Raw genomic sequence first — 25,747 nt, 5'->3', positions numbered from 1 at the left:
CACCCTTACGGGCGCGCGAGCGTTAATCGTCGAGGCGCTCTTCCAACTGGCGGACCTCGTGGGAAAGCTTGTCGAGAAACTGCATGCGACGCATCAGGCGCTCGGCCTCTTCACGTCGCGCGGCATCATCCCAACAAACCGCAAAGCTCTCGTTCAACTCGTCCTGCGCCTGCTTCAAACTGCGCTTGAAACGCAACACGCCGTCGATATCCGCGGCGTCCTGCAAGTCTTCAAGCTCTTCACGCAGCTGAATCTGCTGCATCAGGAAATCCGGGTCGTGCACCGTGACTTCCAGCGGCAATTCAGGGCCACTCAGCGCCAGCAGATAGCGGGCGCGTTGCGGTGCGTTCTTCAGCGTTTGATAGGCCTCATTGAGGCTCGCGGACTTTTCCAGCGCAGAGCGCTGTTCACGCGCATCGGCATCGGCAAAACGGTCCGGGTGGACCGTGCGCGCCAATTCGCGATAACGCGTGGCAAGCTGATCGAGGTCCAGGCGAAAACTCGGCTGGAGGTCAAACAAGGCAAAATGACAAGGAGTACCCACAATAGCCTCAGATGTTGAAGCTTTCGCCGCAGCCACATTCGCCGCGCACGTTTGGGTTGTTGAACTTGAACCCTTCGTTCAAGCCCTCCTTGACGAAGTCCAGCTCGGTGCCATCGAGGTAAACCAGGCTCTTGGGATCAATAATGACCTTGACCCCGTGGCTTTCAAACACCTGGTCTTCGCTGGCGGTTTCGTCGACGAACTCCAGCACATAGGCCAAGCCCGAGCAGCCAGTGGTGCGAACGGCCAAACGAATGCCCTCGCCCTTGCCGCGCCCATCAAGGGAACGCTGGACGTGGCGAGCCGCCGCTTCGGTCATGCTGATAGCCATCGACAACCTCCTTAAACCAAACCTTTCTTCTGCTTGTAGTCACGCACGGCTGCCTTGATGGCATCCTCAGCGAGTACCGAGCAGTGAATCTTCACCGGCGGCAATGCCAGCTCTTCTGCCAGCTGGGTATTCTTGATGGTTTCTGCCTCATCAAGGGTCTTGCCTTTCATCCACTCGGTCGCGAGGGAGCTGGAAGCAATCGCCGAACCGCAGCCGTAGGTCTTGAACTTGGCGTCTTCAATCACGCCCGACTCATTGACCTTGATCTGCAGACGCATCACGTCACCACACGCCGGAGCGCCGACCATGCCGGTGCCAACATCTGGATCTTGCGCGTCCATCTTGCCGACGTTGCGCGGATTTTCGTAGTGGTCGATGACCTTTTCGCTGTAAGCCATGTTATCTATTCCTCACTCATCAGGCGCCGCTCAACGGCAGCTTTAGTGTGCCGCCCATTCAACCTGGGACAGATCGACACCTTCTTTGAACATATCCCACAGCGGCGACAATTCGCGCAGTTTGGTCACTGCTTCGCGCACTTTGGCTGCGGCGTAATCAACTTCTTCTTCGGTAGTGAAGCGGCCGAAGGTGAAACGAATCGAGCTGTGCGCCAGTTCATCGTTACGACCCAGCGCACGCAACACATACGACGGCTCAAGCGATGCCGATGTACAGGCCGAGCCCGACGATACAGCAAGATCCTTGAGCGCCATGATCAGCGACTCGCCTTCAACATAGTTGAAGCTCAGGTTCAGGTTGTGCGGTACACGGGCAGTCATGCTGCCGTTGATGTACAGCTCTTCCATGTCAGCCAGGTGCGCATAAAAACGATCGCGCAGAGCCAGCAGACGCTGGTTTTCAGCAGCCATTTCAGCCTTGGCAATGCTGAACGCTTCACCCATGCCTACGCACTGGTGAGTTGCCAGCGTACCGGAACGCATACCGCGCTCATGGCCACCACCGTGGGTCTGTGCTTCCAGACGTACGCGCGGCTTGCGGCGAACGTACAGAGCGCCCACGCCTTTCGGGCCGTAAGTCTTGTGCGCAGAGAACGACATAAGGTCAACCTTGAGGTTCTCGAGGTTGATTTCAACCTTGCCAGTCGACTGAGCCGCATCAACGTGGAAGAAAATCCCACGCGAGCGCGTCAGTTCGCCAATGGCAGCGATGTCGTTGACGGTGCCGATCTCGTTGTTAACGTGCATGATCGAAACCAGAATGGTGTCTTCACGCAACACAGCTTCAACCATCGCCGGCGTGATCAGGCCATCTTCGCCCGGCTCGATGTAAGTGACTTCAAAGCCTTCACGCTCAAGCTGACGCATGGTGTCGAGAACAGCTTTGTGCTCGATCTTCGACGTAACAAGGTGCTTGCCCTTGCTCTTGTAGAAATCAGCGATGCCTTTGATAGCAAGGTTATCGGATTCGGTTGCGCCGGAGGTCCAGACGATCTCACGTGGATCGGCACCTACCAGTTCAGCAACCTGACGACGCGCATTCTCAACCGCTTCTTCTGCCTTCCAGCCAAAGAAGTGGGAGCGCGATGCCGGATTACCGAAGTTACCGTCAGCGGTCAGGCAATCGACCATTTTTTGCGCAACACGCGGATCGACCGGCGTGGTAGCGGAATAATCCAGATAAATCGGCAATTTCATTGATTCTCTCCTAATCAGGATTCAGGCCTTGCGAGCCGGCACCTTGTCTTCAGTCGACGGCGGATGCTGCAATTTTGTCTAATTGTGGGGATCGGCTGTTGCAATGACGCTGATCCTGGCGCTGTGCAACTTCTTGCACTTCGCTGCGAGTTACCAAGTCAGCCAGGCTGATACCACTTAGAAACTCGTGAATTTGCTGGCTCAAATCGCACCACAAATGGTGCGTGAGGCAAGTGTCGCCACCATGACAATCGCCCTGCCCCTGGCAGCGCGTGGCATCAACCGACTCGTTCACGGCGTCAATTACTTCGGCTACCTGTATCCCGCGCATGTCACGCGAAAGCTGGTAGCCGCCACCCGGGCCGCGAACACTGGAAACCAGGCTACCGCGACGCAGCTTGGCAAAAAGCTGCTCCAGATAGGACAGGGAGATACCTTGACGCTCTGAAATGTCGGCGAGTGACACCGGCCCTTTTTGCGCATGCAGCGCCAAATCGAGCATGGCGGTCACGGCATAACGGCCTTTTGTAGTCAGTCGCATTAGAGGTTTACCGAAGGTCACTACTATGCAGTGAGTATGCAATTCCCGAGTATTTAAGTCAACTATAAGACCTATCGTTTTACTCGGGATTAGCTGTCAGCGCGCAGTAAAAAAGCGCCGCGACAGTGATAGACGTTTCGCGTAAAGCCGCAAGCCAGAGCCACTTACCCGGAACCAGCCCAGACAACACCCATAGGCGAACAGCCAACTCAAGCAGATTACAGGCACTTAGCCCGCAAGCGAGGGCGCGTAGCATAGCAACATGCCACGCGCCGTTCCACATTATGCCGCCGGCTTATCGTCCTGCTCTTTGCACACACCGACGAAATCTTCATCGCGCAGTGCTGGCAAGGCTTTCACATCGAAGTCTTCGTCGAGGGTTTTCAGCGCCTTGCACATGCGATCAAGACGACCATCCACGGCTTGCAGGTGATCGAGCAGTTGCCCAATCGCCTTGGACACCGGATCCGGCATGTCCTGACCCACACCATAGGAATCGAAGCCGAGCTTTTCAGCCATGGCCTGACGCTTGGCTTCCTGATCATCGGTCGCCTTGACGATGATCTTGCCCGGAATACCCACAGCCGTAGCGCCCGCTGGCACAGCCTTGGTCACAACGGCGTTGGAGCCGATCTTGGCGCCCGCACCCACAGTAAATGGCCCCAGCACCTTGGCACCGGCACCCACCACGACGCCATCTTCAAGCGTTGGGTGGCGTTTGCCCTTGTTCCAGCTGGTACCGCCCAGCGTCACACCCTGATAGATGGTGACGTCGTCACCGATCTCGGCCGTTTCGCCAATCACGATGCCCATGCCGTGGTCGATAAAGAACCGCCTGCCGATACGCGCACCCGGATGGATCTCGATACCGGTGAGCCAACGCGAGAAGTTCGACACCACGCGCGCCAGCCATTTCCAGCCAGCCCCCCAGAGCGCGTGCGCACAGCGATGCAACCACATAGCATGCAGACCGGGATAACAGGTCACGACCTCAAGGGTATTACGTGCTGCCGGATCCCGATGAAACACACTTTGAATGTCTTCTCGCATACGCTCAAACATCATCTTTCCCCTGCTTGTGGTGCTCACCGCGCGCCGCCTTGACCGTCTCGGTCAGTACGCCGCGCAAAATATTCATTTCAAGCTTGCTGATACCGCTGCGCCCGTAAAGGCGACGCAGGCGACTCATCAAGTGCCGCGGCTTGGCCGGATCGAGGAAACCGATCTCAACCAGCGCCAACTCCAGATGACTATAGAAAGACTCCAGCTCGTCCGCCGTTACGGCCTGCGAACTGAGCATCGAAGTGGACTCGAACTTCTCGACCTTGGTCGGCTGGTTCTCAGCAGCCAGCCACGCCATGCGCACTTCATATGCCAACACCTGCACGGCAGCGGCCAGATTCAACGAGCTGAAATCCGGATTGGACGGGATATGCACATGGAACTGACAACGCTGCAGCTCTTCGTTGGTGAGGCCGGCATATTCACGGCCAAACACCAATGCCACTTCGCCGCCCTGCCGGGCCTGCTCGCACGAGGTCACGCCGCACTCACGCGGATCCAGCAACGGCCACGGGATACGCCGGTCGCGAGCACTGGTGCCAAGCACCAACGTGCAACCCACAAGCGCTTCTTCGAGGGTGCCGACAACTTGTGCATTGTCGAGAATATCGGTGGCACCCGAGGCGCGCGCCACGGCATCACCGCTCGGGAAATCAATCGGATCAACCAGGACCAGACGCGACAAGCCCATGTTTTTCATGGCCCGCGCAGCCCCGCCGATGTTGCCGGGATGACTGGTATTGACCAAAACCACACGGATATTTTCTAGCAACGTCGCTACTCACTAAAACGTCAGAGGGGCTGAAATCTTACAGAAGCCGATGTGTTTATGCCATGCAGGACAAACGGGACTCTTTTTCTACTACGCTTTTCTGATATAATTTTCGGCTTTCTTTAACGACCCAGGTGACACATCCATGCAGCCTATGCTGAATATCGCGCTGCGCGCAGCCCGTAGCGCCGGTGAAATGATCTTCCGCTCAATCGAACGCCTGGACGTCATCTCGGTAGACGAGAAAGATGCCAAAGATTACGTGACCGAGATCGACCGCTCTGCCGAGCAACTGATTATTCAGGCTTTGCGCAAAGCCTACCCGAATCACGGCTTTCTTGGCGAAGAAAGCGGCCTGACCCCAGGCTCCGGCGAAGGCGCCGACTACCTGTGGATTATTGATCCACTGGACGGCACCACCAACTTCATCCGTGGCGTTCCGCACTTTGCCGTCAGCCTGGCGTGCAAATACCGTGGCCGTCTTGAGCACGCGGTAGTTATCGATCCGGTTCGTCAGGAAGAATTCACCGCCAGCCGTGGCCGTGGCGCTGCACTGAATGGTCGACGCCTGCGCGTGAGCAATCGCAAGAGCCTCGAAGGCGCACTGCTTGGCACGGGCTTCCCGTTCCGCGACAGCCAAATGGACAACCTTGAGAACTACCTTGGCATGTTCCGCAGCTTGGTCGGCCAAACTGCCGGTGTTCGCCGCGCAGGCGCAGCCAGCCTCGACCTCGCCTACGTTGCAGCCGGTCGTTTCGATGCGTTCTGGGAGTTCGGCCTGTCTGAGTGGGACATGGCGGCAGGCGCTCTGCTGATTCAAGAAGCAGGCGGCCTGATCAGCGACTTCAGCGGCGGCCACGACTTCCTTGAAAAGGGCCAGATCGTTGCCGGTAACACCAAGTGCTTCAAGGCGGTACTTACCGCCATCCAGCCACACATGTCGGCCTCGCTTAAGCGCTAAGCCTCATGCTGTGCCAAAAGCGCCTTCGGGCGCTTTTTTATTGCCTGCAATTTAATCGCCAGCGAACAGGCAAAAAAAATACCCGCCAGCACAACGCCAGACGGGTATTTTTCTCAGCGGGAATTTACTGCTGCAGATCCGCTTCGCTCAGTACCAACTGACCGTCTTTAACCGGAATCGCACGACCCGGATCGCTGGCCATACGTACTTCACCGATCTTGCCGTCGAGGTTGTACTTGACGTTATAACCGACCAGCTTCTGGCTGGTGTCGGTTACGGTGTTACAGCGCGTCTCGGTCGTGGTGTAGGTGTCATTGTTCTGCATGTTTTCCTGCACCTTGTTACCGGCATAACCGCCGCCGATAGCACCGGCCGCCGTGGCGATCTTCTTACCACTGCCGCCGCCCACCTGATTACCCAGCAAACCACCTACTACCGCGCCAATCGCGGTACCGGCAATCTGATGCTGATCCTGCACCGGCTTACGGCGGGTGACAGCAACATCCTTGCAGACTTCACGCGGGGTCTTGATGGTTTCATTGATTGGCTTTACCGCCAGCACTTCGGCGTAGTCGGGCCCGCTGACATAGTTATAAGTCGCAACGGCGCCACCAGCAGTCACAGCAACAGCGCCCAAAACGGTACCCACTAGCAATGACTTGTTCATATCTATCTCCCAACTATTGTTCTGGCACTTAACGGCCTTGTTGCAAATGAGACATCCACAAGCCCCTGCTAGTTCCACCCGCTCAGCGCTTCAGCCCGCTATTAGTACGGGTTCACAGATTTTCATCGCGGCCATAAAAAAACACCCAGACGGCAAAACCGACTGGGTGCTCTTTAAGATGAAGCGGCGTAAAGCGCCGATCATTCAGGCTATACAAAACGCCTGACGGAACGAGCCTTAAGGCATTTCATCCACTTCTTCAGTTACAACCGGCGGGATCAGGTCTTCGACGGTCAGGTCGAGCCAGATCAGCACTACGTTGGCGATGTAAACCGATGAGTAAGTACCGGCAAACACACCAATGAACAGCGCGATAGAGAAGCCGAACAGGTTGTCACCGGCAAACATCAGCAGTGCACCAATGGCCAGCAACGTCGAGATCGAGGTTGCCAAGGTACGCAGCAGCGTTTGCGTGGTCGACACGTTGATGTTCTCGATCAACGTAGCCTTGCGCAGCACGCGGAAGTTTTCCCGCACGCGGTCGAATACCACGATGGTGTCGTTCAGCGAGTAACCGATGATCGCCAGAATCGCCGCCAGCACGGTCAGGTCGAAGGTGACCTGAAAGAACGACAGCAGGCCCAGAGTGATGATCACGTCGTGCAGCAACGAAATCACGGCGCCGACGGCGAACTTCCACTGGAAGCGGAAAGCCAGGTACAGCAGTACGCCGCCCAACGCCAACAGCATGCCGATGCCGCCCTGATCGCGCAGCTCTTCACCCACTTGCGGGCCGACGAACTCAACCTTTTTAACCTGCAGCTTGTCGCCCGAATCGCGCAGAGCGGTCGCCACCTTGGTGCCCAGCTCCGGATCATCGCCCTGCATGCGCACCACGACATCAGTGGTTGCACCGAAACTCTGTACCACGGCATCGGCAAAACCTGCCGCGCCCAGCGTGGAGCGAACCTTACTCAGGTCCGCCGGCTGCTCGTAAGCCAGTTCGATCTGCGTACCGCCGGTGAAGTCCAGGCCATAATTCAGCCCCTTGACGAAGAAGCTGCCCAACGCCAGAAGCGTCAGCAGTGCTGTCACGGCGAACGCAAGGTTGCGCACGCCCATGAAGTTAATCGTACGTTTGCTCATGTCAGCCCCTTAAATCCACAGCTTCTTGAAGTCACGGCCGCCGAAGATCAGATTGACCATGGCGCGTGTGACCCAGATTGCAGTGAACATCGAAGTGAGAATACCCAGCGAAAGGGTGACCGCGAAGCCTTTGACCGGCCCTGTGCCCATTGCGAACAGGATGCCACCCACCAGCAAGGTAGTAAGGTTGGCGTCGATGATCGCTGAGAAAGCACGGTCGAAACCTTCGTGCATGGCGCGCTGAACCGACATGCCATTGGCAATCTCTTCACGAATCCGCGAGAAGATCAGCACGTTGGCGTCTACCGCCATACCCATGGTCAGTACGATACCGGCGATACCCGGCAAGGTCAGCGTGGCATTGAGCAGAGACATCAAGGCCAGCAGCAGCACCATGTTGAATGCCAGCGCAATCGTTGCCAGCACACCGAAGAAGCGGTAGATGGCAATGATGAACAGCGAAACGAAGAGCATGCCCCACAGCGCGGCCGTTACGCCCTTGGCAATGTTGTCGGCACCGAGGCTCGGGCCGATGGTGCGCTCTTCAGCAAAGTACATAGGCGCCGCCAGACCACCCGCACGCAACAGCAGCGCAAGCTCGGAAGACTCGCCCTGACCGTTCAGGCCGGTAATACGGAACTGGCTGCCCAGCGGAGACTGAATAGTCGCCAGACTGATGATTTTCTTCTCTTCGGTGAAGCTCGGCACCGAGACTTCCTGCTCGACGCCATCAACAACCTTGCGCACAAGCTTGCTGACCGGCTTCTGCTCGATGAAGATCACCGCCATGCTGCGCCCGACATTGCTGCGGGTTGCACGGTTCATCAAGTCGCCGCCGTGGTTATCCAGACGGATATTCACCTGCGGACGACCATTTTCATCGAAGCTCGCGCTGGCATCCGTTACCTGGTCACCGGTGATGATCAGGTCACGCTCCAACTGCACCGGCGGACGGCCCGGCTCACGGAAATCGAAGGATTCAGTGGAGGCACGCGAAGCATCGGCAGCCGCTTCAAGGCGGAACTCGAGGTTGGCGGTCTTACCGAGGATACGCTTGGCTTCAGCTGTGTCCTGCACGCCTGGCAATTCAACCACGATACGGTTGGCGCCCTGACGCTGTACCAGCGGCTCAGCTACGCCCAACTCGTTGACGCGGTTGCGCACAGTTGTCAGGTTTTGCTTGATCGAGTATTCGCGAATTTCAGCCACTTTGGCCTGATTCAGCGCCAAGCGCAGAACCTGCAAGCCATCACGCTCAATTGAGGTGATGTCGAAGTCGCGGTAATCAGCAGTAATCAGGCGCTGAGCTTTTTCCAGCGTCGCTTCGTCAGAGAAGCCCAACTGAATGGCGCCATTGAGTTCCGGCAGGCTGCGATAGCGCACGCGCTCTTTGCGCAGCAAGCTCTTAACTTCGCCTTCATAGACCTTGCGCCGTGCATCCAGCGCTTTTTCCATGTCGACTTCGAGCAGGAAGTGAACACCGCCCGACAAGTCGAGGCCCAGCTTCATTGGGCTGGCTCCGACGTTACGCAACCACTGAGGCGTGGTCTGGGCAAGGTTGAGGGCAACTACAAAGTCACCACCCAGCGCCTTGCGCACAATATCTTTAGCTGGCAACTGGTCCTTTTTCTCGACCAGGCGCAGCAAACCACCTTTACCTTGCGCCGCCAGCTCAAGCCCTTTGACTTCAATGCCGGCTTCTTTCAAAGCAGCACTGGCGAGATCCAGGTTGGCTTGAGTGATCTGTTGCGCCGTGCTGTTACCGGTGATCTGAATCGCCGGATCATCAGGGTACAGGTTGGGTGCCGAGTACAAAAAGCCGACCGCGAGCACAGCCACGATCAGCAGATACTTCCAAATGGGAAATTTATTGAGCATGACGCCGCCCGTTATGACGAGGGGCGCATTAAGCGCCCCATCGAATAAAAATTATGTGAATCTTAAATAGCTTTCAGCGTGCCTTTCGGCAGGGTGGCAGCAATCGCTACCTTCTGAATTTTAAGTTCAACGGTGTCAGACACTTCAATGACTACGAAGTCATCACTGACCTTGGCAACACGGCCGGCGATACCGCCAGTGGTAACGACTTCGTCGCCCTTTTGCAGGCTGCCGAGCAGATTCTTGTGCTCTTTAGCGCGCTTGGACTGTGGACGCCAGATCATCAGATAGAAGATGACCAAGAAACCGACCAGAAATACCCACTCAAAACCGCTACCTGCGGGGCCCGCAACCGAAGCAGCACCGTCAGCGTATGCAGCAGGGATCAAAAAGCTCATTTAACACTCCTGTTGGAAAGGTCTTATAACTAGTTATTAGTGTCCAGCGGTGGCGTTGGAAGCCCGCGCCGAGCATAGAAGTCATCGACAAAGGCGGCCAATGTACTCTGTTGAATAGCCTCGCGCAAACCAGCCATAAGGCGCTGATAGTGACGCAAGTTGTGGATTGTATTGAGCATACTGCCCAGCATTTCGCCACACTTATCCAGATGATGCAGATACGCGCGCGAAAAATTCTTGCAGGTATAGCAATCACAGGACGAATCCAACGGAGAATCATCGTGTTTGTGCACGGCGTTACGAATCTTCAGTACGCCAGTATCCACAAACAAATGGCCATTGCGCGCGTTGCGAGTTGGCATTACGCAATCAAACATGTCGACGCCCCGGCGCACACCTTCTACCAGATCTTCAGGCTTACCAACGCCCATCAGGTAACGAGGTTTGTCAGCCGGCATGACGTCTGGCAGGTAATCGAGCACGCGGATCATTTCTTCTTTCGGTTCACCCACCGACAAACCGCCGATAGCCAGGCCGTCGAAACCGATTTCATTGAGGCCTTCGAGCGAACGCATGCGCAGTTCTTCGTGCATGCCGCCCTGAACGATACCGAACAGCGCCGCCGTGTTATCGCCATGCGCCTCTTTCGAGCGCTTGGCCCAACGCAGCGACAACTCCATTGAACGCTTGGCCACATCGAACTCGGCCGGATACGGCGTGCATTCGTCGAAAATCATCACAATGTCAGAGCCCAGATCACGCTGAACCTGCATCGACTCTTCGGGGCCCATGAACACCTTGGCGCCGTCAACGGGCGAGGCGAAGGTAACGCCCTCCTCCTTGATCTTGCGCATGGCGCCCAGGCTGAACACCTGAAAACCACCGGAATCAGTAAGAATCGGACCTTTCCACTGCATAAAGTCATGCAGGTCGCCGTGCTTTTTGATCACTTCAGTGCCAGGACGCAGCCACAGGTGAAAGGTGTTGCCCAGAATCATCTGCGCACCGATCGCCTCGATATCACGCGGCAACATACCTTTAACCGTGCCGTAGGTACCGACTGGCATGAATGCCGGAGTTTCTACCACGCCACGCGGAAAAGTAAGACGACCGCGTCGGGCTTTGCCCTCGGTCGCCAGTAATTCGAAGGACATGCGACAGGTGCGCGTCATACTTGTTCCTCAGGCCCGCGTGCCGCGGGATTGCGGGTGATGAACATGGCATCACCGTAACTAAAGAAGCGATAAGCCTCAGCGACCGCACTTTTATAGGCCGCCATGGTTTCGGGATATCCGGCAAACGCCGAGACCAGCATGAGCAGTGTCGACTCAGGCAGGTGGAAGTTGGTCACCAGCGCATCGACCACATGGAACGGGCGCCCCGGGTAGATAAAAATGTCGGTGTCGCCACTGAATGGTTTAAGCACGCCATCACGCGCGGCGCTTTCCAGCGAACGCACACTGGTCGTCCCCACCGCGACTACCCGACCGCCGCGTGCACGACAGGCTGCAACCGCATCCACCACTTCCTGGCTGACTTCGAGCCATTCAGTGTGCATGTGGTGATCTTCAATGCGCTCGACGCGCACCGGCTGGAAGGTGCCTGCGCCCACGTGCAGGGTGACGAATGCGGTGGATACACCCTTGGCGGCAATTGCCTCCATTAAAGGCTGATCAAAATGCAGCCCGGCAGTGGGTGCGGCAACAGCACCGGCACGCTCGGCGTATACAGTTTGATAACGCTCACGATCCGACGCCTCGTCAGGGCGATCAATATAGGGCGGCAGCGGCATATGCCCGACGCGCTCAAGCAACGGCAACACCGGCTCATTAAAGCGCAACTCAAACAAAGCATCGTGGCGGGCAAGCATCTCAGCTTCGCCGCCGCCATCAATCAGAATCATCGAGCCAGGCTTGGGCGACTTGCTCGAGCGCACATGCGCCAATACCCGGTAAGCATCCAGCACGCGCTCCACCAGCACTTCGAGCTTGCCGCCCGAGGCTTTTTGGCCGAACAGGCGCGCAGGAATAACCCGGGTATTGTTGAATACCATCAGGTCGCCCGGCTGCAGATGATCGAGCACATCGGCAAATTGGCGATGGTTAATTTCCCCCGTCGGGCCGTCCAGAGTCAGCAAACGACTAGCGCGCCGCTCAGCTAGGGGATGGCGGGCGATCAGGGTTTCAGGCAGTTCAAATCGAAAGTCAGCAACACGCATGGCGGGAGGATCGTATAGCAGGGCGCAAAAGTTTAACGGAAAATGTAGAAATTGACCACGCAATGCATTGACCAACGGCAAAGTCGTCCTTATACTCCGCCGCCATTAGTGCCCCGGTGGCGGAATCGGTAGACGCGGCGGATTCAAAATCCGTTTTCGAAAGAAGTGGGAGTTCGAGTCTCCCCCGGGGCACCAATCTTCTAAAAGTTGTTTGTTGAGCCAACAAACCAACTGCATCAAAGGTCAACTTGCCACAGATCCTGTCGCGCATTTACAGACCTAAAAAATCTAGCATCACACTGAGCTTTACCCTAGCCCGCCTAGCTATACCCTGTTTTAGGGGTTGGCATTTGCTGCGGAGTTAGCGTAGAGTTATTTGACTGTGTTTGCATGGGTCGCCGTGAATTGTGACCTGATGCAGTAGATCCTAGATCCGCTACATCCCGTTCGCTTTGTTACTCCTTGCAACCAGTCTCAGTCCTTCTATTATGAGGAGGCTGTCATCAACTTTAAGTTTCAAGGAATAAGACATGTCGAATCGTCAGAACGGTACCGTCAAGTGGTTTAACGACGAGAAAGGTTTTGGTTTTATCACTCCAGAAAGCGGTCCGGATCTGTTCGTGCATTTCCGCGCGATCGAAGGTAATGGCTTCAAGAGCCTGAAAGAAGGCCAAAAAGTCAGCTTCGTCGCTGTACAAGGTCAAAAAGGCATGCAGGCTGACCAGGTTCAAATCCAGGAATAAGCCCGCCGCTTTGAAAAACCCCTGATGGCGACATCAGGGGTTTTTTTATGGGTATCATCTTCTGCCTATCACCACCCTCAAGACACGAGCTGCCAATGCCCAAACACCTCCTGCGCCCGCAAGGTGAATTTCCAGCCGCTGGCCTGCCCCGCCGCTGCGCCGCCATGTTTTATGACTTCCTGCTGTGCGTCGCCCTGCTGATTGTCGTCACCTTCATTTATAAACTGATTCTCATGGGCTTTTACGGCGCCGACACCCTGCGCGAGATGTCCGACGCCGGCGCACTGGACGGCGACCCGATCCTGTCGACCATTCTGTTTTTCTGCCTGTTCGGCTTTTTCAGCAAGTTCTGGACGTACAACGGCCAGACGCTGGGCATGCAGGTATGGGGCATTCGCATCCAGAACGCCGATGGCAGCGCGATCAGCCTGTGGCAGGCATTGCTGCGCTTCGTGATCTCAATCGCCTCCTGGCTATGCTTCGGGCTGGGTTTCTTCTGGATCCTCTGGGACAAACAAAAGCGCAGCTGGCACGACATCTATTCCGAGTCGCAAACGGTTCAGCTGCCCAAGAACATCCACAAGAAATAGTTAACCGCCACGCAATAAAAAGCCCCCGACGCATCACTGCATCGGGGGCTTTTTAATGCGCGCGCGGAGTGGCGCTAGCCTGCCCTGCGCATCAGCAGCAGCCCCGCGAACGCACAGATTCCGGCAGGTACCAGCACCGCAAACAGCGGCGAGAAGCCAAACACTAGGCTCGAAGGGCCAAGCAGGTCCTGGGCGATCTTGAACACAAAGCCCACCAGCACACCGGTAAATACTCGCTGGCCGAGCGTTACCGAGCGCAGCGGGCCAAAGATGAACGAGATGGCCATCAATACCAGCGCACCCGTTACTACCGGCTGCAACACCTTGGTCCAGAATGCCAGCCAGTATTGGCCGTTATTCAGGCCCTGCGCCCCCAGATAATGGATGTAGCCCCACAACCCGCTGATTGATAACGCATCCGGCTCCAACACCACCGTGCCGAGTAATTGCGGGGTCAGCTCGACATCCCAGCGCTCTGTTGGCGTGGTGACAACTTCAGTGCGATCTTCATGGAATACCGTGGTATTGACGTTTTCAAGCGCCCAGTGATCCTGCTGATACGTCGCCTTGCGGGCAAAGCTCGATGACAGCATGTGGCGCTGATCATCAAACCGATAGCGAGTCACACCAAACAGCACTCCGTTCGGCTGCACGGCGTTGATGTGCACGAACTCATCGCCCTGACGGTGCCACAGGCCACGCTTGGAGCTCTGCGCTTCACCGCCGCCCTGGGCCATCGAGCGCCCGGCCTCGGCCTTGTTTTCACTCCATGGCGCAAGGTATTCACCGATCAGGATACCCACCAGCATCAGCACCAGCATTGGCTTCATGACCGCCCAGACGATCCGGCCGATGGAGACACCGGCGGCGCGCATGATGGTCAACTCACTGTTGCTGGCAAGCCCGCCCAAACCAATGAGGCAGCCGATTAGCGCCGCCATTGGCAGCATTTCATAGGCACGGCTCGGGGTGGTCAGCAACACGTACCACGCGGCCTGGGCCATGCCGTAGTTATCATCGATATCGCCCAGCTCATCAATGAAGGCGAAAAGCAGTGCCAAACCGACAATAACCCCGAGCACAGCCAGAATGGCCATGAAAACCTGAGCACCGATGTAGCGGTCGAGCTTACCCACGAGCCACCTCCGCACGCTGCTTGCGGCTCAGCATCTTCAGGCGCAACGGCTCCCAGTAGAGCAAACTCAAACCAATCAAAGCGAACACCCCGTGAACCCACCATAAGCCCAGCGCATGCGGGATCTTGCCTTTATCCAGCGCACCACGGGCAGCAATCAGAATCGACAGATAAGCCATGTACAAGAGAATCGCCGGCAGCAATTTGAGGAAACGGCCCTGACGCGGATTAACCCGCGACAACGGCACAGCCATCAAGGTGACGATGAACACCAGCAACGGAATCGACAGACGCCACTGCAACTCGGACTGATAACGAATGTTGTCGCTGCCAATCAGGTCGCGGGTGGGCACCGCTTCACGGTCACTGATTTCCGAGCTGACTTCAGGCTTGGGCAGCAACACGCCATAGGTGTCATATTTAATGGCCCGGTAATCCGCTTTACCCGGATTGCCGTCATAGCGGTAACCGTTTTCCAGCACCAGATAACGGCTGCCATCGGCCTGCACTTCCTGACGCCCGCTTTCGGCCACCAGCACAGTAATGCCGCGCTCTTTGGCGCCGTCATTCGACAGACGTTTCTCGGAGATAAACACGCCACCCAACTCGCTGCGATCATTCGACAGCTCCTGGGTGTAAGTAACCCGCGAGCCTTCACGCAGCGCCTGGAATCGCCCTGGCACCAGGGTATCGAACTCAGTCAGGGCATCCTGCTCGTTAAGAATCTGCGCCACGCGGGTAACCCCTTGCGGTGCCAATCCGAGGCTCAGCCAGCCCACCAGCAACGCGACCAGCGCCGCCGGGATCATGGTGTAACCGAGCAGACGCTGCTGGCTCATGCCGGTTGCCGACAACACGGTCATCTCGCTTTCGAGGTAAAGACGCCCGTAAGCCAGAAGAATCCCGAGGAACAGACCCAGCGGTAAAATCAGTTGCAGGAAGCCCGGCAGGCGAAACCCCATAATCAGGAACAACACGCCAGGGTCCAGCGCTCCAGAAGCGGCTTGCGCAAGGTACTTGATGAAACGCCCACTCATGATGATTACCAGTAACACGGCACTCACCGCGGTTAAGGTAGTCAAAACTTCGCGGGATAAATAACGGAAGACGATCAAACCAGACACTCCAGGGTTGTCAGGCTCAGGCAGCTAAGCTCAAACTAGCCACACCATTTGCCAGCCCGCAGACTCTGCGAACCACGTAAAATTTGTCGCCATTATCCAGCAATACCGACTCGTTGTCTTGAGGACACCATTCCATGGAATTTTTTGTCAAAAGCGCTCGTCCGGAAACACTGAAAACCGCCACGCTAGTCATCACTGTAGGCGAAGGCCGCAAACTGGGTGAAGCCGCCCAAACGATAGACGCCGCCACCTCAGGTGCAATCAGCGCCCTGCTCAAGCGCGGCGACCTTGCCGGCAAACTTGGCCAGACCCTGCTGGCGCACAATCTGCCTAACCTCAAAGCCGAACGCGTGCTGCTGGTTGGCAGCGGTAAAGACGCCGAGTTGTCTGACCGCCAATTTCGCAAAATGCTCAGCGCCGCCTATGCAGTATTGAAAGGTTTGGGCGGCAGCGACGCTATTCTGGCGCTCAACGAGCTGAAAGTTAAAGGCCGTGACACCTACGGCAAGACCCGTCTGCTGGTAGAAACACTGGAAGACGGCACGTACCAGTTCGATCAGTTCAAGAGCCAGAAGGCTGACGCTATCGCCCTGAAAAAAATCACTCTGATCACCGACAAAGCTGATCAGGCGGATGCAGAGCGCGCCAGCAATCAGGCCAAGGCCATTGCCAAAGGCATGGCATTCACCAAAGACCTCGGCAACATGCCGCCGAACATCTGCCACCCAAGCTACCTGGCTGAACAGGCCAAAGAGCTGAGCAAGGCTTATAAAGGTCTCAAGGTCGATATTCTCGACGAGAAAAAGCTCAAGGCCCTCGGCGCTGGCGCATTCCTGGCCGTGGCGCAAGGCAGCGAGCAGCCGCCGCGCATGATCGTCATGAACTATCAGGGCACCAAGAAAACCGACAAACCTTATGTCCTAGTCGGTAAAGGCATCACCTTCGACACCGGCGGCATCAGCATCAAGCCGGCAGCCGGCATGGATGAGATGAAGTACGACATGGGCGGCGCGGCCAGCGTGTTCGGCACCCTCAAAGCCGTACTCGAGATGCAACTGCCGATTAACCTGGTGTGCGTTCTGGCCTGCGCCGAGAACATGCCAAGCGGCGGCGCCACGCGTCCTGGCGATATCGTCACGACCATGAGCGGGCAAACAGTTGAAATCCTCAACACCGACGCCGAAGGCCGACTGGTGCTGTGTGACGCGCTGACCTACGTCGAGCGTTTCAAACCGCAAGCGGTTATCGACATTGCCACCCTCACTGGCGCCTGCATCGTTGCCCTCGGCAGCAATGTTTCCGGCCTGATGGGCAACAACGATGAACTGGTCCAGCAGATCCTCGGCGCTGGTCTCACTGCAGACGACCGCGCCTGGCAATTGCCGCTGTACGATGAATATCAGGAACAGCTCGACAGCCCGTTCGCCGATATCGCCAACATTGGCGGCCCGAAAGCCGGCACCATCACCGCAGGTTGCTTCCTGTCGCGCTTCGCCAAGAAGTACAATTGGGCGCACCTGGACGTTGCAGGCACCGCATGGATCAGCGGCGGCAAAGACAAAGGCGGCAGCGGCCGTCCGGTGCCATTGCTGACACAGTACCTGCTCGACCGCAGCGAAGCTTAAGTAACAAGCTATCGGGATGCGCGCGGGCCATTCGCGCGCTACCTTTAGTGTTAACAGCGCAACACGTGCGAGCCTCGCCTGCTGCAATAAACGCAGGGCCAACGCCAGCATGCTGATTTACTGGCGACTGGCCTGACGGCGAGGCTCGACACGATGCTGACCCGTGGAACATTCTCCACCCCAACCTGTACCGCAACGATGACCCATGCATGCCGCGAATAGAATTCTATGTACTGCCCGATAGCGATCCAGCCAAGCGCCTCAAAGCCGCTTGTGTACTGGCGATGAAGGCGTGGCGCGCCGGTTTGCCGGTGTTCCTGCGCGGCAGCGATGCCGAACAGTGCGCAACTCTCGATCAACTGCTCTGGGCGTTCAAGAACGACTGCTTTGTACCCCACGATCTGGTTGAGGACGATGCCAGCTCACCCGTGGTGATCGGCCGCGACCAGCCACCTGCCAACGAGCAGGGCGTGCTGATCAACCTTGACCAGAACCTTTCGCCGCACACCGAACAGTTCGCCCGGGTGATTGAAATAGTCAATCAGCAACCCGAACTGCTCCAAGCCTGCCGCGACAATTTCCGCACCTACCGCGACCGCGGTTTTGCCCCTAAACGAGTTGAACTGTAAGAGCACCATGGACAACCCAATGCCTCCTCGCGAACCCAAGCAGCTTTTGGATGACCTTGAATCCATCCGCGAACTGCTGGGCGATGACAGCCTCGAGCCGCCGCTGCTGACCGAAGAAGTCGCTGACGACTTTGATGACATCGACGATGTGCCGCTGCTTTCGGAAACCATCACCGAGCCACCGCAGCAGATAACCAGCAAAACCCCACTGGCCAAAGCCGTCGTCCATGAGCCGGGCACCATCAGTGCGCTGCGCCAGACCGTGCAGGAGTCGATCAGCCGCGACAGTGAAATGAACCGGCTCGACAGCGAATTGCGCGCCGCGGCGCAGTTGATTCTGCAGGACGTGATCGATGACTTCGTGCCGCAGATCGAAGCCGAATTACGCACGCGCCTCGAAGCGCGCCTGAGCCGCCTGTTGCCGCCGCGCAAGCCCTGAGCGATAACACCTCGCCAGCATGTTCGCCACAGCGAAAATGCTGGTTTATACCCGTCCAATCCACACTCTCACCCGCCAGAAACCGCCTAAGCTGCGCGCTCGCTGGCAGATAGCGATTGCCACAGGTCAATAATCAGCACCTCTGCCGACGCTTACCCTTACGCCACAGGCCCCTTCCCCGCTATACTTGTCGGCTTTTCCGATCAGCCGTCAAAAGGGTCCCGCCGCGCATGGACAAGACCTACCAGCCGCACGCCATTGAAACCTCCCTGTACCAGAACTGGGAAGCGAACAACTATTTCGCCCCACAAGGTTCGGGTCAGCCGTACACCATCATGATCCCGCCGCCGAATGTCACCGGCAGCCTGCACATGGGCCATGGTTTCAACAACTCGATCATGGATGCGCTGATTCGTTTCCGCCGCATGCAAGGCCGCAATACGCTGTGGCAGCCAGGCACCGACCACGCGGGCATCGCCACGCAAATGGTGGTTGAGCGCCAACTGGCCGCCGATGGCGTGAGCCGTCACGACCTGGGCCGCGACAAGTTCCTGGAAAAAGTCTGGGAATGGAAAGAGCAGTCCGGCGGCACCATCACCCGCCAGATTCGCCGCCTCGGTTCCTCGGTAGACTGGTCGCGCGAGCGCTTCACCATGGACGACGGCCTGTCGGACGCGGTTAAAGAAGCCTTCGTGCGCCTGCACAAAGACGGCCTGATCTATCGCGGCAAGCGTCTGGTCAACTGGGACACCAAGTTCCACACCGCCATCTCCGATCTCGAAGTGGAAAACCACGACGAGAAAGGTCACCTGTGGAACCTCAAGTACCCGCTGGCTGACGGCAAAACCACCGCCGAAGGCAATACTTACCTGATCGTCGCCACGACGCGTCCGGAAACCATGCTCGGCGACGCCGCCGTTGCCGTGCACCCGGAAGACGAGCGCTACAAGTCGCTGATCGGCAGCTTTGTCGAATTGCCGCTGGTTGGCCGTCGCATCCCGATTATCGCCGACGATTACTGCGACCCTGAATTTGGCACCGGCTGTGTGAAAATCACCCCGGCGCACGACTTCAACGACTATGAAGTCGGCAAACGCCACAACCTGACCCTGCTGAATATCTTCGACAAGAACGCAGTGGTGCTGGCGAACGCACAAGCTTTCAATATCGACGGCAGCGTCAATGCCCAAGCCGATACCGCCCTGCCCGCAGAATTCGCCGGGCTTGACCGTTTCGAGGCGCGCAAGCAGATCGTTGCAGCCTTCGACGCCGCCGGTTTGCTGGTCAGCGTTGATGACCACGCCCTGAAAGTGCCGAAAGGCGACCGTTCGGGCACCATCATCGAACCATGGCTGACCGATCAGTGGTACGTATCGACCAAGTCGCTGGCTGAGCCTGCGATTGCAGCCGTTGAAGATGGCCGCATCCAGTTTGTGCCCAAGCAATACGAAAACATGTACTTCAGCTGGATGCGCGACATCCAGGACTGGTGCATCAGCCGTCAGCTCTGGTGGGGCCACCGCATTCCGGCCTGGTACGACGATGCCGGCAACGTTTATGTCGGTCGCACCGAAGCCGAAGTTCGCAGCGAAAACCAGCTGGGCGACGATGTTGCCCTGCGCCAGGACGAAGACGTACTGGATACCTGGTTCAGCTCGGGCCTGTGGACCTTCTCGACACTGGGCTGGCCGCAGCAGACTGAATTCCTCAAGACCTTCCACCCGACTGACGTGTTGGTGACCGGTTTCGACATCATTTTCTTCTGGGTTGCCCGGATGATCATGCTCACCATGCATTTGGTGAAGAACGAAGACGGCACGCCGCAGGTTCCGTTCAAGACCGTTTACGTTCACGGTCTGGTGCGCGACGGTCAGGGCCAGAAGATGTCCAAGTCGAAGGGTAACGTGCTCGACCCGCTGGATATCGTCGACGGCATCGACCTCGAAAGCCTGCTGACCAAGCGTACCAGCGGCATGATGCAGCCAAAACTGGCCGAAAAGATCGCCAAGCAGACCCGCGCCGAGTTCCCGGAAGGTATCGCGGCATACGGCACCGACGCCCTGCGCTTCACCAACTTGTCGCTGGCCTCGACCGGCCGCGATATCAAGTTCGACATGGGCCGCGTCGAGGGTTACCGCAACTTCTGCAACAAGATCTGGAACGCCGCCAACTTCGTCATCGAGAACACCGATGGCCAGGACACTGGTATCAATGGCGAAGCCGTCGAATTGTCGTCGGTCGACCGCTGGATCATCTCGCAGCTGCAACGCACCGAAGCCGCTGTGACCCGTCACCTCGACGCCTTCCGTTTCGACCTCGCCGCCTCGGCCCTGTACGAATTCATCTGGGACGAATACTGCGCCTGGTACCTGGAACTGGTTAAGCCGGTTCTGTGGGACGAGAACGCGCCAATCGAACGCCAGCGCGGCACTCGCCGCACACTGATTCGCGTGCTGGAAGTTGCGCTGCGTCTGGCGCATCCGTTCATGCCGTTTATCACTGAAGAAATCTGGCAGCGGATCAAGGCTCAAGCGGGCGCTAGCGGCGACACCATCATGCTGCAGGCCTGGCCGGTAGCGAATGAGGCGCGTATCGACGCGGCCGCCGAAGGTGATATCGAGTGGGTTAAAGCCTTGATGCTCGGCCTGCGCCAGATCCGTGGCGAGATGAATATCTCGATGGCCAAGCGTATCGACATCATCCTCAAGAACGCCAACAGCGAAGATCAGCGCCGCCTGCAAGAAAACGCGCCGCTGCTCAACAAGCTGGCCAAGCTGGAGTCCGTCACCATCCTCGCCGCTGGCGATGAGCCGCCGATGTCGGCCACCGCTCTGGTTGGCGACATGGAAGTATTGGTGCCGATGGCTGGCCTGATCGACAAAGCGGCTGAACTGGGCCGTTTGGACAAGGAAATCCAGCGTCTCGAAGGCGAAGTCAAACGTGTTGGCGGCAAGCTCGGCAATGCCGGTTTCGTCGACAAGGCTCCGGCTGAAGTGATCGAGAAAGAGCGCGCCAAACTGGCCGAAGCCGAACAGGCTCTGGGCAAACTGGCAGAGCAACGCGCCCGTATCGCCTCGCTGTAATTCATTCACCCGCACTACCCGCCGAGGCCCGCTCCAACTACAGAGCGGGCCTCGGCGTTTCTAATTGGTACTGACATGTCTAACCCGCGCTCCCCTTCTCTTTTCGATGCACTGCTGCCGATCAGCGTGCTGATCGTTCTGCTTGGCCTGTCGGTCTTTCTGTATGGCGACAGCTCTTCCAGCGGCCCCAACCAGATTGCGCTGATGAGCGCTGCGTTTGTCGCCGGTGTCGTCGGCCTGAAAAACGGTTGGCGCTGGGCAGACATCGAAGAAGGCATTCTGGCGGGCATTCATCTGGCCATGAAAGCCAACCTGATTCTGCTCGCCGTGGGTGCGCTGATCGGCACATGGATTCTGGCCGGCACGGTGCCCACCATGATCTGGCTCGGCCTCAAACTGATTTCGGCCGAATATTTCTACATCACCAGCTGCCTGATCTGCGCCCTGACGGCGCTGTCGATCGGCAGTTCGTGGACGGTCGCCGGTACGCTTGGTATTGGCCTGATGGGCGTCGCTTCGGGTCTCGGCCTCGATCCGGCGATTACCGCCGGGGCGATCATTTCCGGCGCCTACTTTGGCGACAAGCTCTCGCCGCTGTCCGACACCACCAATCTGGCCCCCGCCGCTGCCGGATCGGACCTGTTCGCCCACATCCGCTTGATGCTGCGCACCACCGTGCCGGCATTGTCGATTGCGTTCGTGATCTTCTTCGTACTCGGGCAGAACGCTGCAGAAAGCCATGACACCGGCCGCATCGCTGAGGTGCTGCAAGCGCTGGAGAGCCAATTCAATCTGGGCTGGTACCTGCTGCTGCCGGTGGCCATGCTGCTGTTTCTGGCCGTGCGTCAGTGCGCGGCATTTCCGGCCATTTTCATTGGCGCGCTGGTCGGCGCCGTGTTTGCCGTGATCTTCCAACCAGATGTCATGAGCCGTCTGGCCGACCCGGCAGCGGGCAGTCTGTCTTCGCTTAAAACCGTGTGGACGGCGCTGTTCGCCGGTTACGAGTCGCACAGCGGCAACGCCTCACTGGACGGCCTGCTCTCCAAAGGCGGCATGGGCAGCATGCTGACGACCGTGTGGCTGATCATCTGCGCCATGTGTTTTGGCGGTGTACTGGAAAAGCTCGGCTTGCTCCAGCGCCTGCTCGAAAGCGCAATTCATCTGGCCAAGAGCACCAGCAGCCTGATCGCCAGCACCGTAGTCACAACCATTGGCACCAATATCATTACCGCCGACCAATACATTGCGTTGGTATTGCCGGGCCGCATGTACCGCGCCGAATACGAGAAGCGCGGCATCGAGCCGGTTTACCTGTCACGCGCACTCGAAGACGGCGGCACGCTGACCTCGGTTCTGGTGCCGTGGAACACCTGCGGCGCCTACATGGCGGCCACGTTGGGAGTTTCCACCCTGACCTATCTGCCGTACTGCTTTTTCAACCTGATCATGCCGTTCATGGCGATCTTCGTGGCCTACACGTGGCCGCCCAAAGCACTGGCGGAAACGGGCAAAGCCGACGCCGCAGAAAGCGAAGCGGCATAAGCTACTGTCACGCACATCGGGCAGCTGCACATGGCTGCCCGATGCTCGCCTATCCGGTAATTTTTCCGGTTTTGCTGCACTGAGCCGCTTATTCTGATAAATCACTTTCCTTATGCCCTGCTATTCAGGCATCTTCTTCACCGCATCAAGAGCCCACGGCGCTAAACCGCCGGTAAAAAGCCCAGATTCTGTACAAGAGTTTCTCGAGTAAAAAGCTGGCAACCGCAGTATTGATAGCCTCTGGTGAGCCCTAAACGCTGCCAGCGCGCCTGCCTGACGCCAACTTCCGACTGACCAATCAGCTCGGCAATCGACCACCTGCGTACAGAATCGAACTCTGGAATTCTGATCATGTATGTGTTGATGGCGCTGGTATTTGTACTCGGTTATCTGTGTATTGCGTTCGAACATCCGTTAAAGATTGATAAAGCTGCCTCAGCGCTGCTCACGGCTGTCGTAACGTGGACCGTTCTGGTGCTCGGCGCCGATGTGATTATTCCGCATGTAGCCAATATCAGCGTCGGCCACGACAGCAACTCCGAATATGTGGTGCATCAGCTGCGCGAACATCTCGGGGAAATCTCCGAAATCCTGTTCTTCCTGCTTGGCGCCATGGTGATTGTCGAACTGATCGACGCCCACGAAGGCTTCAAGACCGTCACCGACCACATCACCACCAAGAAACGCGTCAACCTGCTCTGGTTGATCGGCCTGCTGACCTTCTTCCTTTCCGCGGCACTGGATAACCTCACCACCACCATCGTCATGGTTTCGCTGTTGCGCAAACTGATCGACGACCAGCAGGACCGCTGGTTTTTCGCCGGCATCGTGATCATTGCCGCCAACGCCGGCGGCGCCTGGTCGCCGATTGGGGACGTGACCACAACCATGCTCTGGATCGGCGATCAGATCACTGCCAGCAGCATCATCGGCAACCTGTTCCTGCCCAGCCTGGTCTGCCTGCTGGTGCCGATGATTTACCTGAGCTTTCGCCTTAAAGGCGAAGTCGAGCGCCCACCCGAGTTCAAATCTGAAGAGAGCCTGCGCAACCCGACCACGCCGTTTGAGCGCAATCTGGTGTTGTGTCTGGGGCTCGGCTGCCTGTTGTTCGTGCCGGTCTTCAAGTCGGTCACCCATTTGCCGCCGTACATGGGCATTTTGTTCGGGCTGGGTTTCATGTGGGTGGCGACGTCGATCATCCACCGCGACAAGAACATTGAAGTCAAACATCCGCTCTCGGTCGTTGGCGTATTGCGCACCATCGACAGCACCAGCGTGCTGTTCTTCCTCGGCATCCTGCTGGCGGTATCGAGCCTGGCAACCGCCGGCCACCTTGACCAAGTGGCAATTGCGCTGAAAAACAGCCTGGGCAATATCTACTCGATCAACATCGCCATCGGCCTGCTCTCCTCGGTGGTCGATAACGTGCCGCTGGTGGCCGGCGCCATGAACATGTACCCGCTGGTGACCCCGGAAGCGCTGGCAAACGCTGGTGAAAATGCAAGCTGGCTGCAGAGCTTCGTGCAGAACGGCGACTTCTGGGAACTGCTGGCCTACTGCGCAGGCACCGGCGGCAGCTGTTTGATTATTGGCTCAGCAGCCGGCGTGGCGGCGATGGGCATGGAGAACATCAACTTCATCTGGTACCTGAAAAAGATCAGCCTGCTGGCGCTACTCGGCTATCTCGCGGGTGCTGCCTGCTACATTGGCATGGCGACGCTGGCTTGATCGCGGCACATGGAACAGGGAGCAATAAGGCGATGACGGCAGCGATCAGCAAAACCAAGAGCAGCTTTTACCGACGCTTGTATGTGGCGTGGCTGATCGACAGCGGCGAAGCGTGCAATGTACCGGCGCTGATGCTCGCCACCGGCATGCCCAGACGCACCGCCCAAGACACCATCGCGGCGCTGGCCGACCTGGATATCGACTGCCAATTCGTGCAGCAGGAAGGCGAGCGCAACAATGCCGGGAACTATGCAATCGGTAACTGGGGCGCCATCGACAAACACTGGATCGGCGCGCACCTCAAGCAGATCAAAGCAGCATTGGGCTATCCTTGAATCTGGCGTAATCCGCTGGAGGCGCAATGAGCGCAGGTAAACGACTGTTATTGGTGGTGCTGTTTCTGCTCGCGCTGTTCGCCTTGTTCGAGGTCACCGGCCTGCGCCAGCACTTCAGCCTTGAAGCGCTTAAATCGGTCATTCAGATGCATCCGGTCAGCGGGCTTTTGCTGTTCGTGTTGATGTTTGCACTCGGCAACCTGATCCAGATTCCCGGCTGGGTTTTTCTCGCCGCCGCCGTACTCGCGCTGGGCCGCTTGTGGGGCGGGATTGCAACCTACGTCGCTGCATGCCTGTCGTGCACCTTCACCTACTTCACCATCCGCTACATGGGCGGCAGCGCGTTACGCGAACTGGATAACAAACTGGCCAAGCGCTTGCTGGCGGGTCTGGATAAACGCCCGGTGCTGAGCATCAGTGCGCTGCGCATGCTGTTCCAGACCGTGCCGGCGCTGAATTACGCACTGGCGCTCTCGGGCGTGCGCTTTCGCGACTACCTTTTAGGCACCTTGCTGGGCCTGCCAATTCCGTTGGCGCTGTACTGTATATTCTTCGACTACCTGGGCGCGGCATTGCATATCAGCTAGCCATGCGCGCCTCA

At 57.7% G+C, this 25,747-nt stretch carries 26 protein-coding genes and 1 tRNA gene; 12 read left to right on the top strand and 15 right to left on the bottom strand.

All coding sequences use genetic code 11. The features are described from left to right. Positions 1–22 precede the first annotated feature (22 nt). The 7 genes from hscB to trmJ all read right to left on the bottom strand — a co-directional run bounded on the left by hscB (position 23) and on the right by trmJ (position 4,905). A complete protein-coding gene (hscB, locus tag PMYSY11_RS04865; protein ID WP_090514039.1) occupies positions 23–544 on the bottom strand; it encodes a co-chaperone HscB in 522 nt (173 codons plus the stop codon). A 7-nt stretch (positions 545–551) separates the two neighbouring features. Beyond that, positions 552–875, bottom strand: coding sequence for an iron-sulfur cluster assembly protein IscA (iscA, locus tag PMYSY11_RS04860; RefSeq protein ID WP_069901233.1), 324 nt, complete (start codon positions 873–875; stop codon positions 552–554). Positions 876–886: 11 nt separating this feature from the next. After that, a complete protein-coding gene (iscU, locus tag PMYSY11_RS04855; protein WP_069901231.1) occupies positions 887–1,273 on the bottom strand; it encodes a Fe-S cluster assembly scaffold IscU in 387 nt (128 codons plus the stop codon). Positions 1,274–1,315: 42 nt separating this feature from the next. Continuing rightward, positions 1,316–2,530, bottom strand: coding sequence for an IscS subfamily cysteine desulfurase (locus PMYSY11_RS04850; RefSeq protein ID WP_069901229.1), 1,215 nt, complete (start codon positions 2,528–2,530; stop codon positions 1,316–1,318). Positions 2,531–2,579: 49 nt separating this feature from the next. Continuing rightward, positions 2,580–3,071: a Fe-S cluster assembly transcriptional regulator IscR gene (gene iscR, locus PMYSY11_RS04845; RefSeq protein ID WP_069901227.1), complete on the bottom strand. Its 492-nt coding sequence runs from the start codon at positions 3,069–3,071 to the stop codon at positions 2,580–2,582. A gap of 282 nt (positions 3,072–3,353) precedes the next feature. Beyond that, positions 3,354–4,133 carry a serine O-acetyltransferase gene (gene cysE / locus PMYSY11_RS04840; protein ID WP_150548464.1) on the bottom strand — a complete coding sequence of 260 codons (780 nt, stop codon included), beginning with the start codon at positions 4,131–4,133 and terminating at the stop codon, positions 3,354–3,356. Continuing rightward, a complete protein-coding gene (trmJ, locus tag PMYSY11_RS04835; protein WP_150548463.1) occupies positions 4,126–4,905 on the bottom strand; it encodes a tRNA (cytosine(32)/uridine(32)-2'-O)-methyltransferase TrmJ in 780 nt (259 codons plus the stop codon). The genes cysE and trmJ overlap by 8 nt, the downstream gene beginning before the upstream one ends. A 145-nt stretch (positions 4,906–5,050) precedes the next feature. Between trmJ and suhB the strand changes: the two genes are divergently transcribed. After that, a complete protein-coding gene (gene suhB / locus PMYSY11_RS04830) occupies positions 5,051–5,866 on the top strand; it encodes a type III secretion system regulator SuhB (RefSeq protein WP_069901221.1) in 816 nt (271 codons plus the stop codon). Between the two features lie 124 nt (positions 5,867–5,990). On the opposite strand, the gene PMYSY11_RS04825 is transcribed toward suhB, so the two are convergent. From PMYSY11_RS04825 to queA, 6 genes are all read right to left on the bottom strand, one after another. Continuing rightward, complete coding sequence (locus tag PMYSY11_RS04825; RefSeq protein ID WP_150548462.1) at positions 5,991–6,533, bottom strand: glycine zipper 2TM domain-containing protein; 543 nt, start codon at positions 6,531–6,533, stop codon at positions 5,991–5,993. A gap of 237 nt (positions 6,534–6,770) precedes the next feature. Next, on the bottom strand, positions 6,771–7,679 hold the full coding sequence (gene secF, locus PMYSY11_RS04820) for a protein translocase subunit SecF (RefSeq protein WP_069901217.1): 909 nt from the start codon (positions 7,677–7,679) through the stop codon (positions 6,771–6,773). A 9-nt stretch (positions 7,680–7,688) separates the two neighbouring features. After that, positions 7,689–9,557 (bottom strand): protein translocase subunit SecD, encoded by a 1,869-nt coding sequence (gene secD, locus PMYSY11_RS04815; protein ID WP_150548461.1) that lies wholly within the window; start codon positions 9,555–9,557, stop codon positions 7,689–7,691. Positions 9,558–9,619: 62 nt separating this feature from the next. Next, complete coding sequence (yajC, locus tag PMYSY11_RS04810) at positions 9,620–9,955, bottom strand: preprotein translocase subunit YajC (RefSeq protein ID WP_150548460.1); 336 nt, start codon at positions 9,953–9,955, stop codon at positions 9,620–9,622. 29 nt (positions 9,956–9,984) lie between these two features. Next, positions 9,985–11,109 (bottom strand): tRNA guanosine(34) transglycosylase Tgt, encoded by a 1,125-nt coding sequence (gene tgt, locus PMYSY11_RS04805; protein ID WP_170827782.1) that lies wholly within the window; start codon positions 11,107–11,109, stop codon positions 9,985–9,987. A gap of 14 nt (positions 11,110–11,123) precedes the next feature. Next, positions 11,124–12,173, bottom strand: coding sequence for a tRNA preQ1(34) S-adenosylmethionine ribosyltransferase-isomerase QueA (gene queA / locus PMYSY11_RS04800; RefSeq protein ID WP_150548459.1), 1,050 nt, complete (start codon positions 12,171–12,173; stop codon positions 11,124–11,126). A gap of 110 nt (positions 12,174–12,283) precedes the next feature. On the opposite strand from queA, the gene PMYSY11_RS04795 reads away from it, so the two are divergent. The 3 genes from PMYSY11_RS04795 (at position 12,284) to PMYSY11_RS04785 (ending at position 13,506) form a co-directional block, all read left to right on the top strand. Beyond that, positions 12,284–12,368 (top strand) — tRNA-Leu (locus tag PMYSY11_RS04795). Between the two features lie 335 nt (positions 12,369–12,703). Beyond that, positions 12,704–12,916 carry a cold-shock protein gene (locus PMYSY11_RS04790; protein ID WP_003284681.1) on the top strand — a complete coding sequence of 71 codons (213 nt, stop codon included), beginning with the start codon at positions 12,704–12,706 and terminating at the stop codon, positions 12,914–12,916. Positions 12,917–13,011: 95 nt separating this feature from the next. Further along, positions 13,012–13,506 carry an RDD family protein gene (locus PMYSY11_RS04785; RefSeq protein WP_150548458.1) on the top strand — a complete coding sequence of 165 codons (495 nt, stop codon included), beginning with the start codon at positions 13,012–13,014 and terminating at the stop codon, positions 13,504–13,506. Positions 13,507–13,580: 74 nt separating this feature from the next. Here the strand turns inward: PMYSY11_RS04785 and lptG are convergent, their stop codons facing one another. Both lptG and lptF read right to left on the bottom strand, forming a co-directional pair. Next, a complete protein-coding gene (lptG, locus tag PMYSY11_RS04780; protein ID WP_150548457.1) occupies positions 13,581–14,642 on the bottom strand; it encodes an LPS export ABC transporter permease LptG in 1,062 nt (353 codons plus the stop codon). Further along, on the bottom strand, positions 14,635–15,756 hold the full coding sequence (gene lptF, locus PMYSY11_RS04775) for an LPS export ABC transporter permease LptF (RefSeq protein ID WP_150548456.1): 1,122 nt from the start codon (positions 15,754–15,756) through the stop codon (positions 14,635–14,637). Before lptF ends, lptG begins: the two co-directional genes overlap by 8 nt. A 143-nt stretch (positions 15,757–15,899) precedes the next feature. On the opposite strand from lptF, the gene PMYSY11_RS04770 reads away from it, so the two are divergent. The 8 genes from PMYSY11_RS04770 to PMYSY11_RS04735 all read left to right on the top strand — a co-directional run bounded on the left by PMYSY11_RS04770 (position 15,900) and on the right by PMYSY11_RS04735 (position 25,733). Next, positions 15,900–17,390, top strand: coding sequence for a leucyl aminopeptidase (locus tag PMYSY11_RS04770; RefSeq protein ID WP_150548455.1), 1,491 nt, complete (start codon positions 15,900–15,902; stop codon positions 17,388–17,390). A 209-nt stretch (positions 17,391–17,599) separates the two neighbouring features. Then, entirely contained in the window at positions 17,600–18,019 is a 420-nt protein-coding gene (locus tag PMYSY11_RS04765; protein ID WP_150548454.1) for a DNA polymerase III subunit chi, read from the top strand. Positions 18,020–18,026: 7 nt separating this feature from the next. After that, complete coding sequence (locus PMYSY11_RS04760) at positions 18,027–18,458, top strand: DNA polymerase III subunit chi (RefSeq protein ID WP_150548453.1); 432 nt, start codon at positions 18,027–18,029, stop codon at positions 18,456–18,458. Between the two features lie 230 nt (positions 18,459–18,688). Next, positions 18,689–21,541, top strand: coding sequence for a valine--tRNA ligase (locus PMYSY11_RS04755; RefSeq protein WP_150548452.1), 2,853 nt, complete (start codon positions 18,689–18,691; stop codon positions 21,539–21,541). A 75-nt stretch (positions 21,542–21,616) separates the two neighbouring features. Then, the gene (nhaC, locus tag PMYSY11_RS04750) at positions 21,617–23,083 is read left to right on the top strand and encodes a Na+/H+ antiporter NhaC (protein WP_150548451.1); all 1,467 of its coding nucleotides are present in this window, start codon (positions 21,617–21,619) and stop codon (positions 23,081–23,083) included. Positions 23,084–23,434: 351 nt separating this feature from the next. After that, complete coding sequence (nhaD, locus tag PMYSY11_RS04745) at positions 23,435–24,811, top strand: sodium:proton antiporter NhaD (RefSeq protein WP_150548450.1); 1,377 nt, start codon at positions 23,435–23,437, stop codon at positions 24,809–24,811. A gap of 32 nt (positions 24,812–24,843) precedes the next feature. Then, positions 24,844–25,146, top strand: a complete 303-nt coding sequence (locus tag PMYSY11_RS04740) for a winged helix-turn-helix domain-containing protein (protein WP_069901189.1) — start codon at positions 24,844–24,846, stop codon at positions 25,144–25,146. 26 nt (positions 25,147–25,172) lie between these two features. Then, positions 25,173–25,733, top strand: a complete 561-nt coding sequence (locus tag PMYSY11_RS04735; protein WP_150548449.1) for a TVP38/TMEM64 family protein — start codon at positions 25,173–25,175, stop codon at positions 25,731–25,733. Positions 25,734–25,747: the final 14 nt, after the last annotated feature.

The sequence above is a fragment of the Pseudomonas marincola genome, assembly GCF_900682675.2.
GTDB classification, from domain to species: domain Bacteria; phylum Pseudomonadota; class Gammaproteobacteria; order Pseudomonadales; family Pseudomonadaceae; genus Aquipseudomonas; species Aquipseudomonas marincola.
This window is presented reverse-complemented; position numbering and strand designations above follow the sequence as displayed.

Bases quoted from the DNA above. Each gene is read 5' to 3' on its own strand.
- iscA (WP_069901233.1), bottom strand. From the start codon at position 875: ATGGCTATCAGCATGACCGAAGCGGCGGCTCGCCACGTCCAGCGTTCC.
- iscU (WP_069901231.1), bottom strand. From the start codon at position 1,273: ATGGCTTACAGCGAAAAGGTCATCGACCACTACGAAAATCCGCGCAAC.
- PMYSY11_RS04850 (WP_069901229.1), bottom strand. From the start codon at position 2,530: ATGAAATTGCCGATTTATCTGGATTATTCCGCTACCACGCCGGTCGAT.
- iscR (WP_069901227.1), bottom strand. From the start codon at position 3,071: ATGCGACTGACTACAAAAGGCCGTTATGCCGTGACCGCCATGCTCGAT.
- cysE (WP_150548464.1), bottom strand. From the start codon at position 4,133: ATGTTTGAGCGTATGCGAGAAGACATTCAAAGTGTGTTTCATCGGGAT.
- suhB (WP_069901221.1), top strand. From the start codon at position 5,051: ATGCAGCCTATGCTGAATATCGCGCTGCGCGCAGCCCGTAGCGCCGGT.
- PMYSY11_RS04825 (WP_150548462.1), bottom strand. From the start codon at position 6,533: ATGAACAAGTCATTGCTAGTGGGTACCGTTTTGGGCGCTGTTGCTGTG.
- secF (WP_069901217.1), bottom strand. From the start codon at position 7,679: ATGAGCAAACGTACGATTAACTTCATGGGCGTGCGCAACCTTGCGTTC.
- secD (WP_150548461.1), bottom strand. From the start codon at position 9,557: ATGCTCAATAAATTTCCCATTTGGAAGTATCTGCTGATCGTGGCTGTG.
- yajC (WP_150548460.1), bottom strand. From the start codon at position 9,955: ATGAGCTTTTTGATCCCTGCTGCATACGCTGACGGTGCTGCTTCGGTT.
- tgt (WP_170827782.1), bottom strand. From the start codon at position 11,109: ATGTCCTTCGAATTACTGGCGACCGAGGGCAAAGCCCGACGCGGTCGT.
- queA (WP_150548459.1), bottom strand. From the start codon at position 12,173: ATGCGTGTTGCTGACTTTCGATTTGAACTGCCTGAAACCCTGATCGCC.
- PMYSY11_RS04790 (WP_003284681.1), top strand. From the start codon at position 12,704: ATGTCGAATCGTCAGAACGGTACCGTCAAGTGGTTTAACGACGAGAAA.
- PMYSY11_RS04785 (WP_150548458.1), top strand. From the start codon at position 13,012: ATGCCCAAACACCTCCTGCGCCCGCAAGGTGAATTTCCAGCCGCTGGC.
- PMYSY11_RS04770 (WP_150548455.1), top strand. From the start codon at position 15,900: ATGGAATTTTTTGTCAAAAGCGCTCGTCCGGAAACACTGAAAACCGCC.
- PMYSY11_RS04765 (WP_150548454.1), top strand. From the start codon at position 17,600: ATGCCGCGAATAGAATTCTATGTACTGCCCGATAGCGATCCAGCCAAG.
- PMYSY11_RS04760 (WP_150548453.1), top strand. From the start codon at position 18,027: ATGGACAACCCAATGCCTCCTCGCGAACCCAAGCAGCTTTTGGATGAC.
- PMYSY11_RS04755 (WP_150548452.1), top strand. From the start codon at position 18,689: ATGGACAAGACCTACCAGCCGCACGCCATTGAAACCTCCCTGTACCAG.
- nhaC (WP_150548451.1), top strand. From the start codon at position 21,617: ATGTCTAACCCGCGCTCCCCTTCTCTTTTCGATGCACTGCTGCCGATC.
- nhaD (WP_150548450.1), top strand. From the start codon at position 23,435: ATGTATGTGTTGATGGCGCTGGTATTTGTACTCGGTTATCTGTGTATT.
- PMYSY11_RS04740 (WP_069901189.1), top strand. From the start codon at position 24,844: ATGACGGCAGCGATCAGCAAAACCAAGAGCAGCTTTTACCGACGCTTG.
- PMYSY11_RS04735 (WP_150548449.1), top strand. From the start codon at position 25,173: ATGAGCGCAGGTAAACGACTGTTATTGGTGGTGCTGTTTCTGCTCGCG.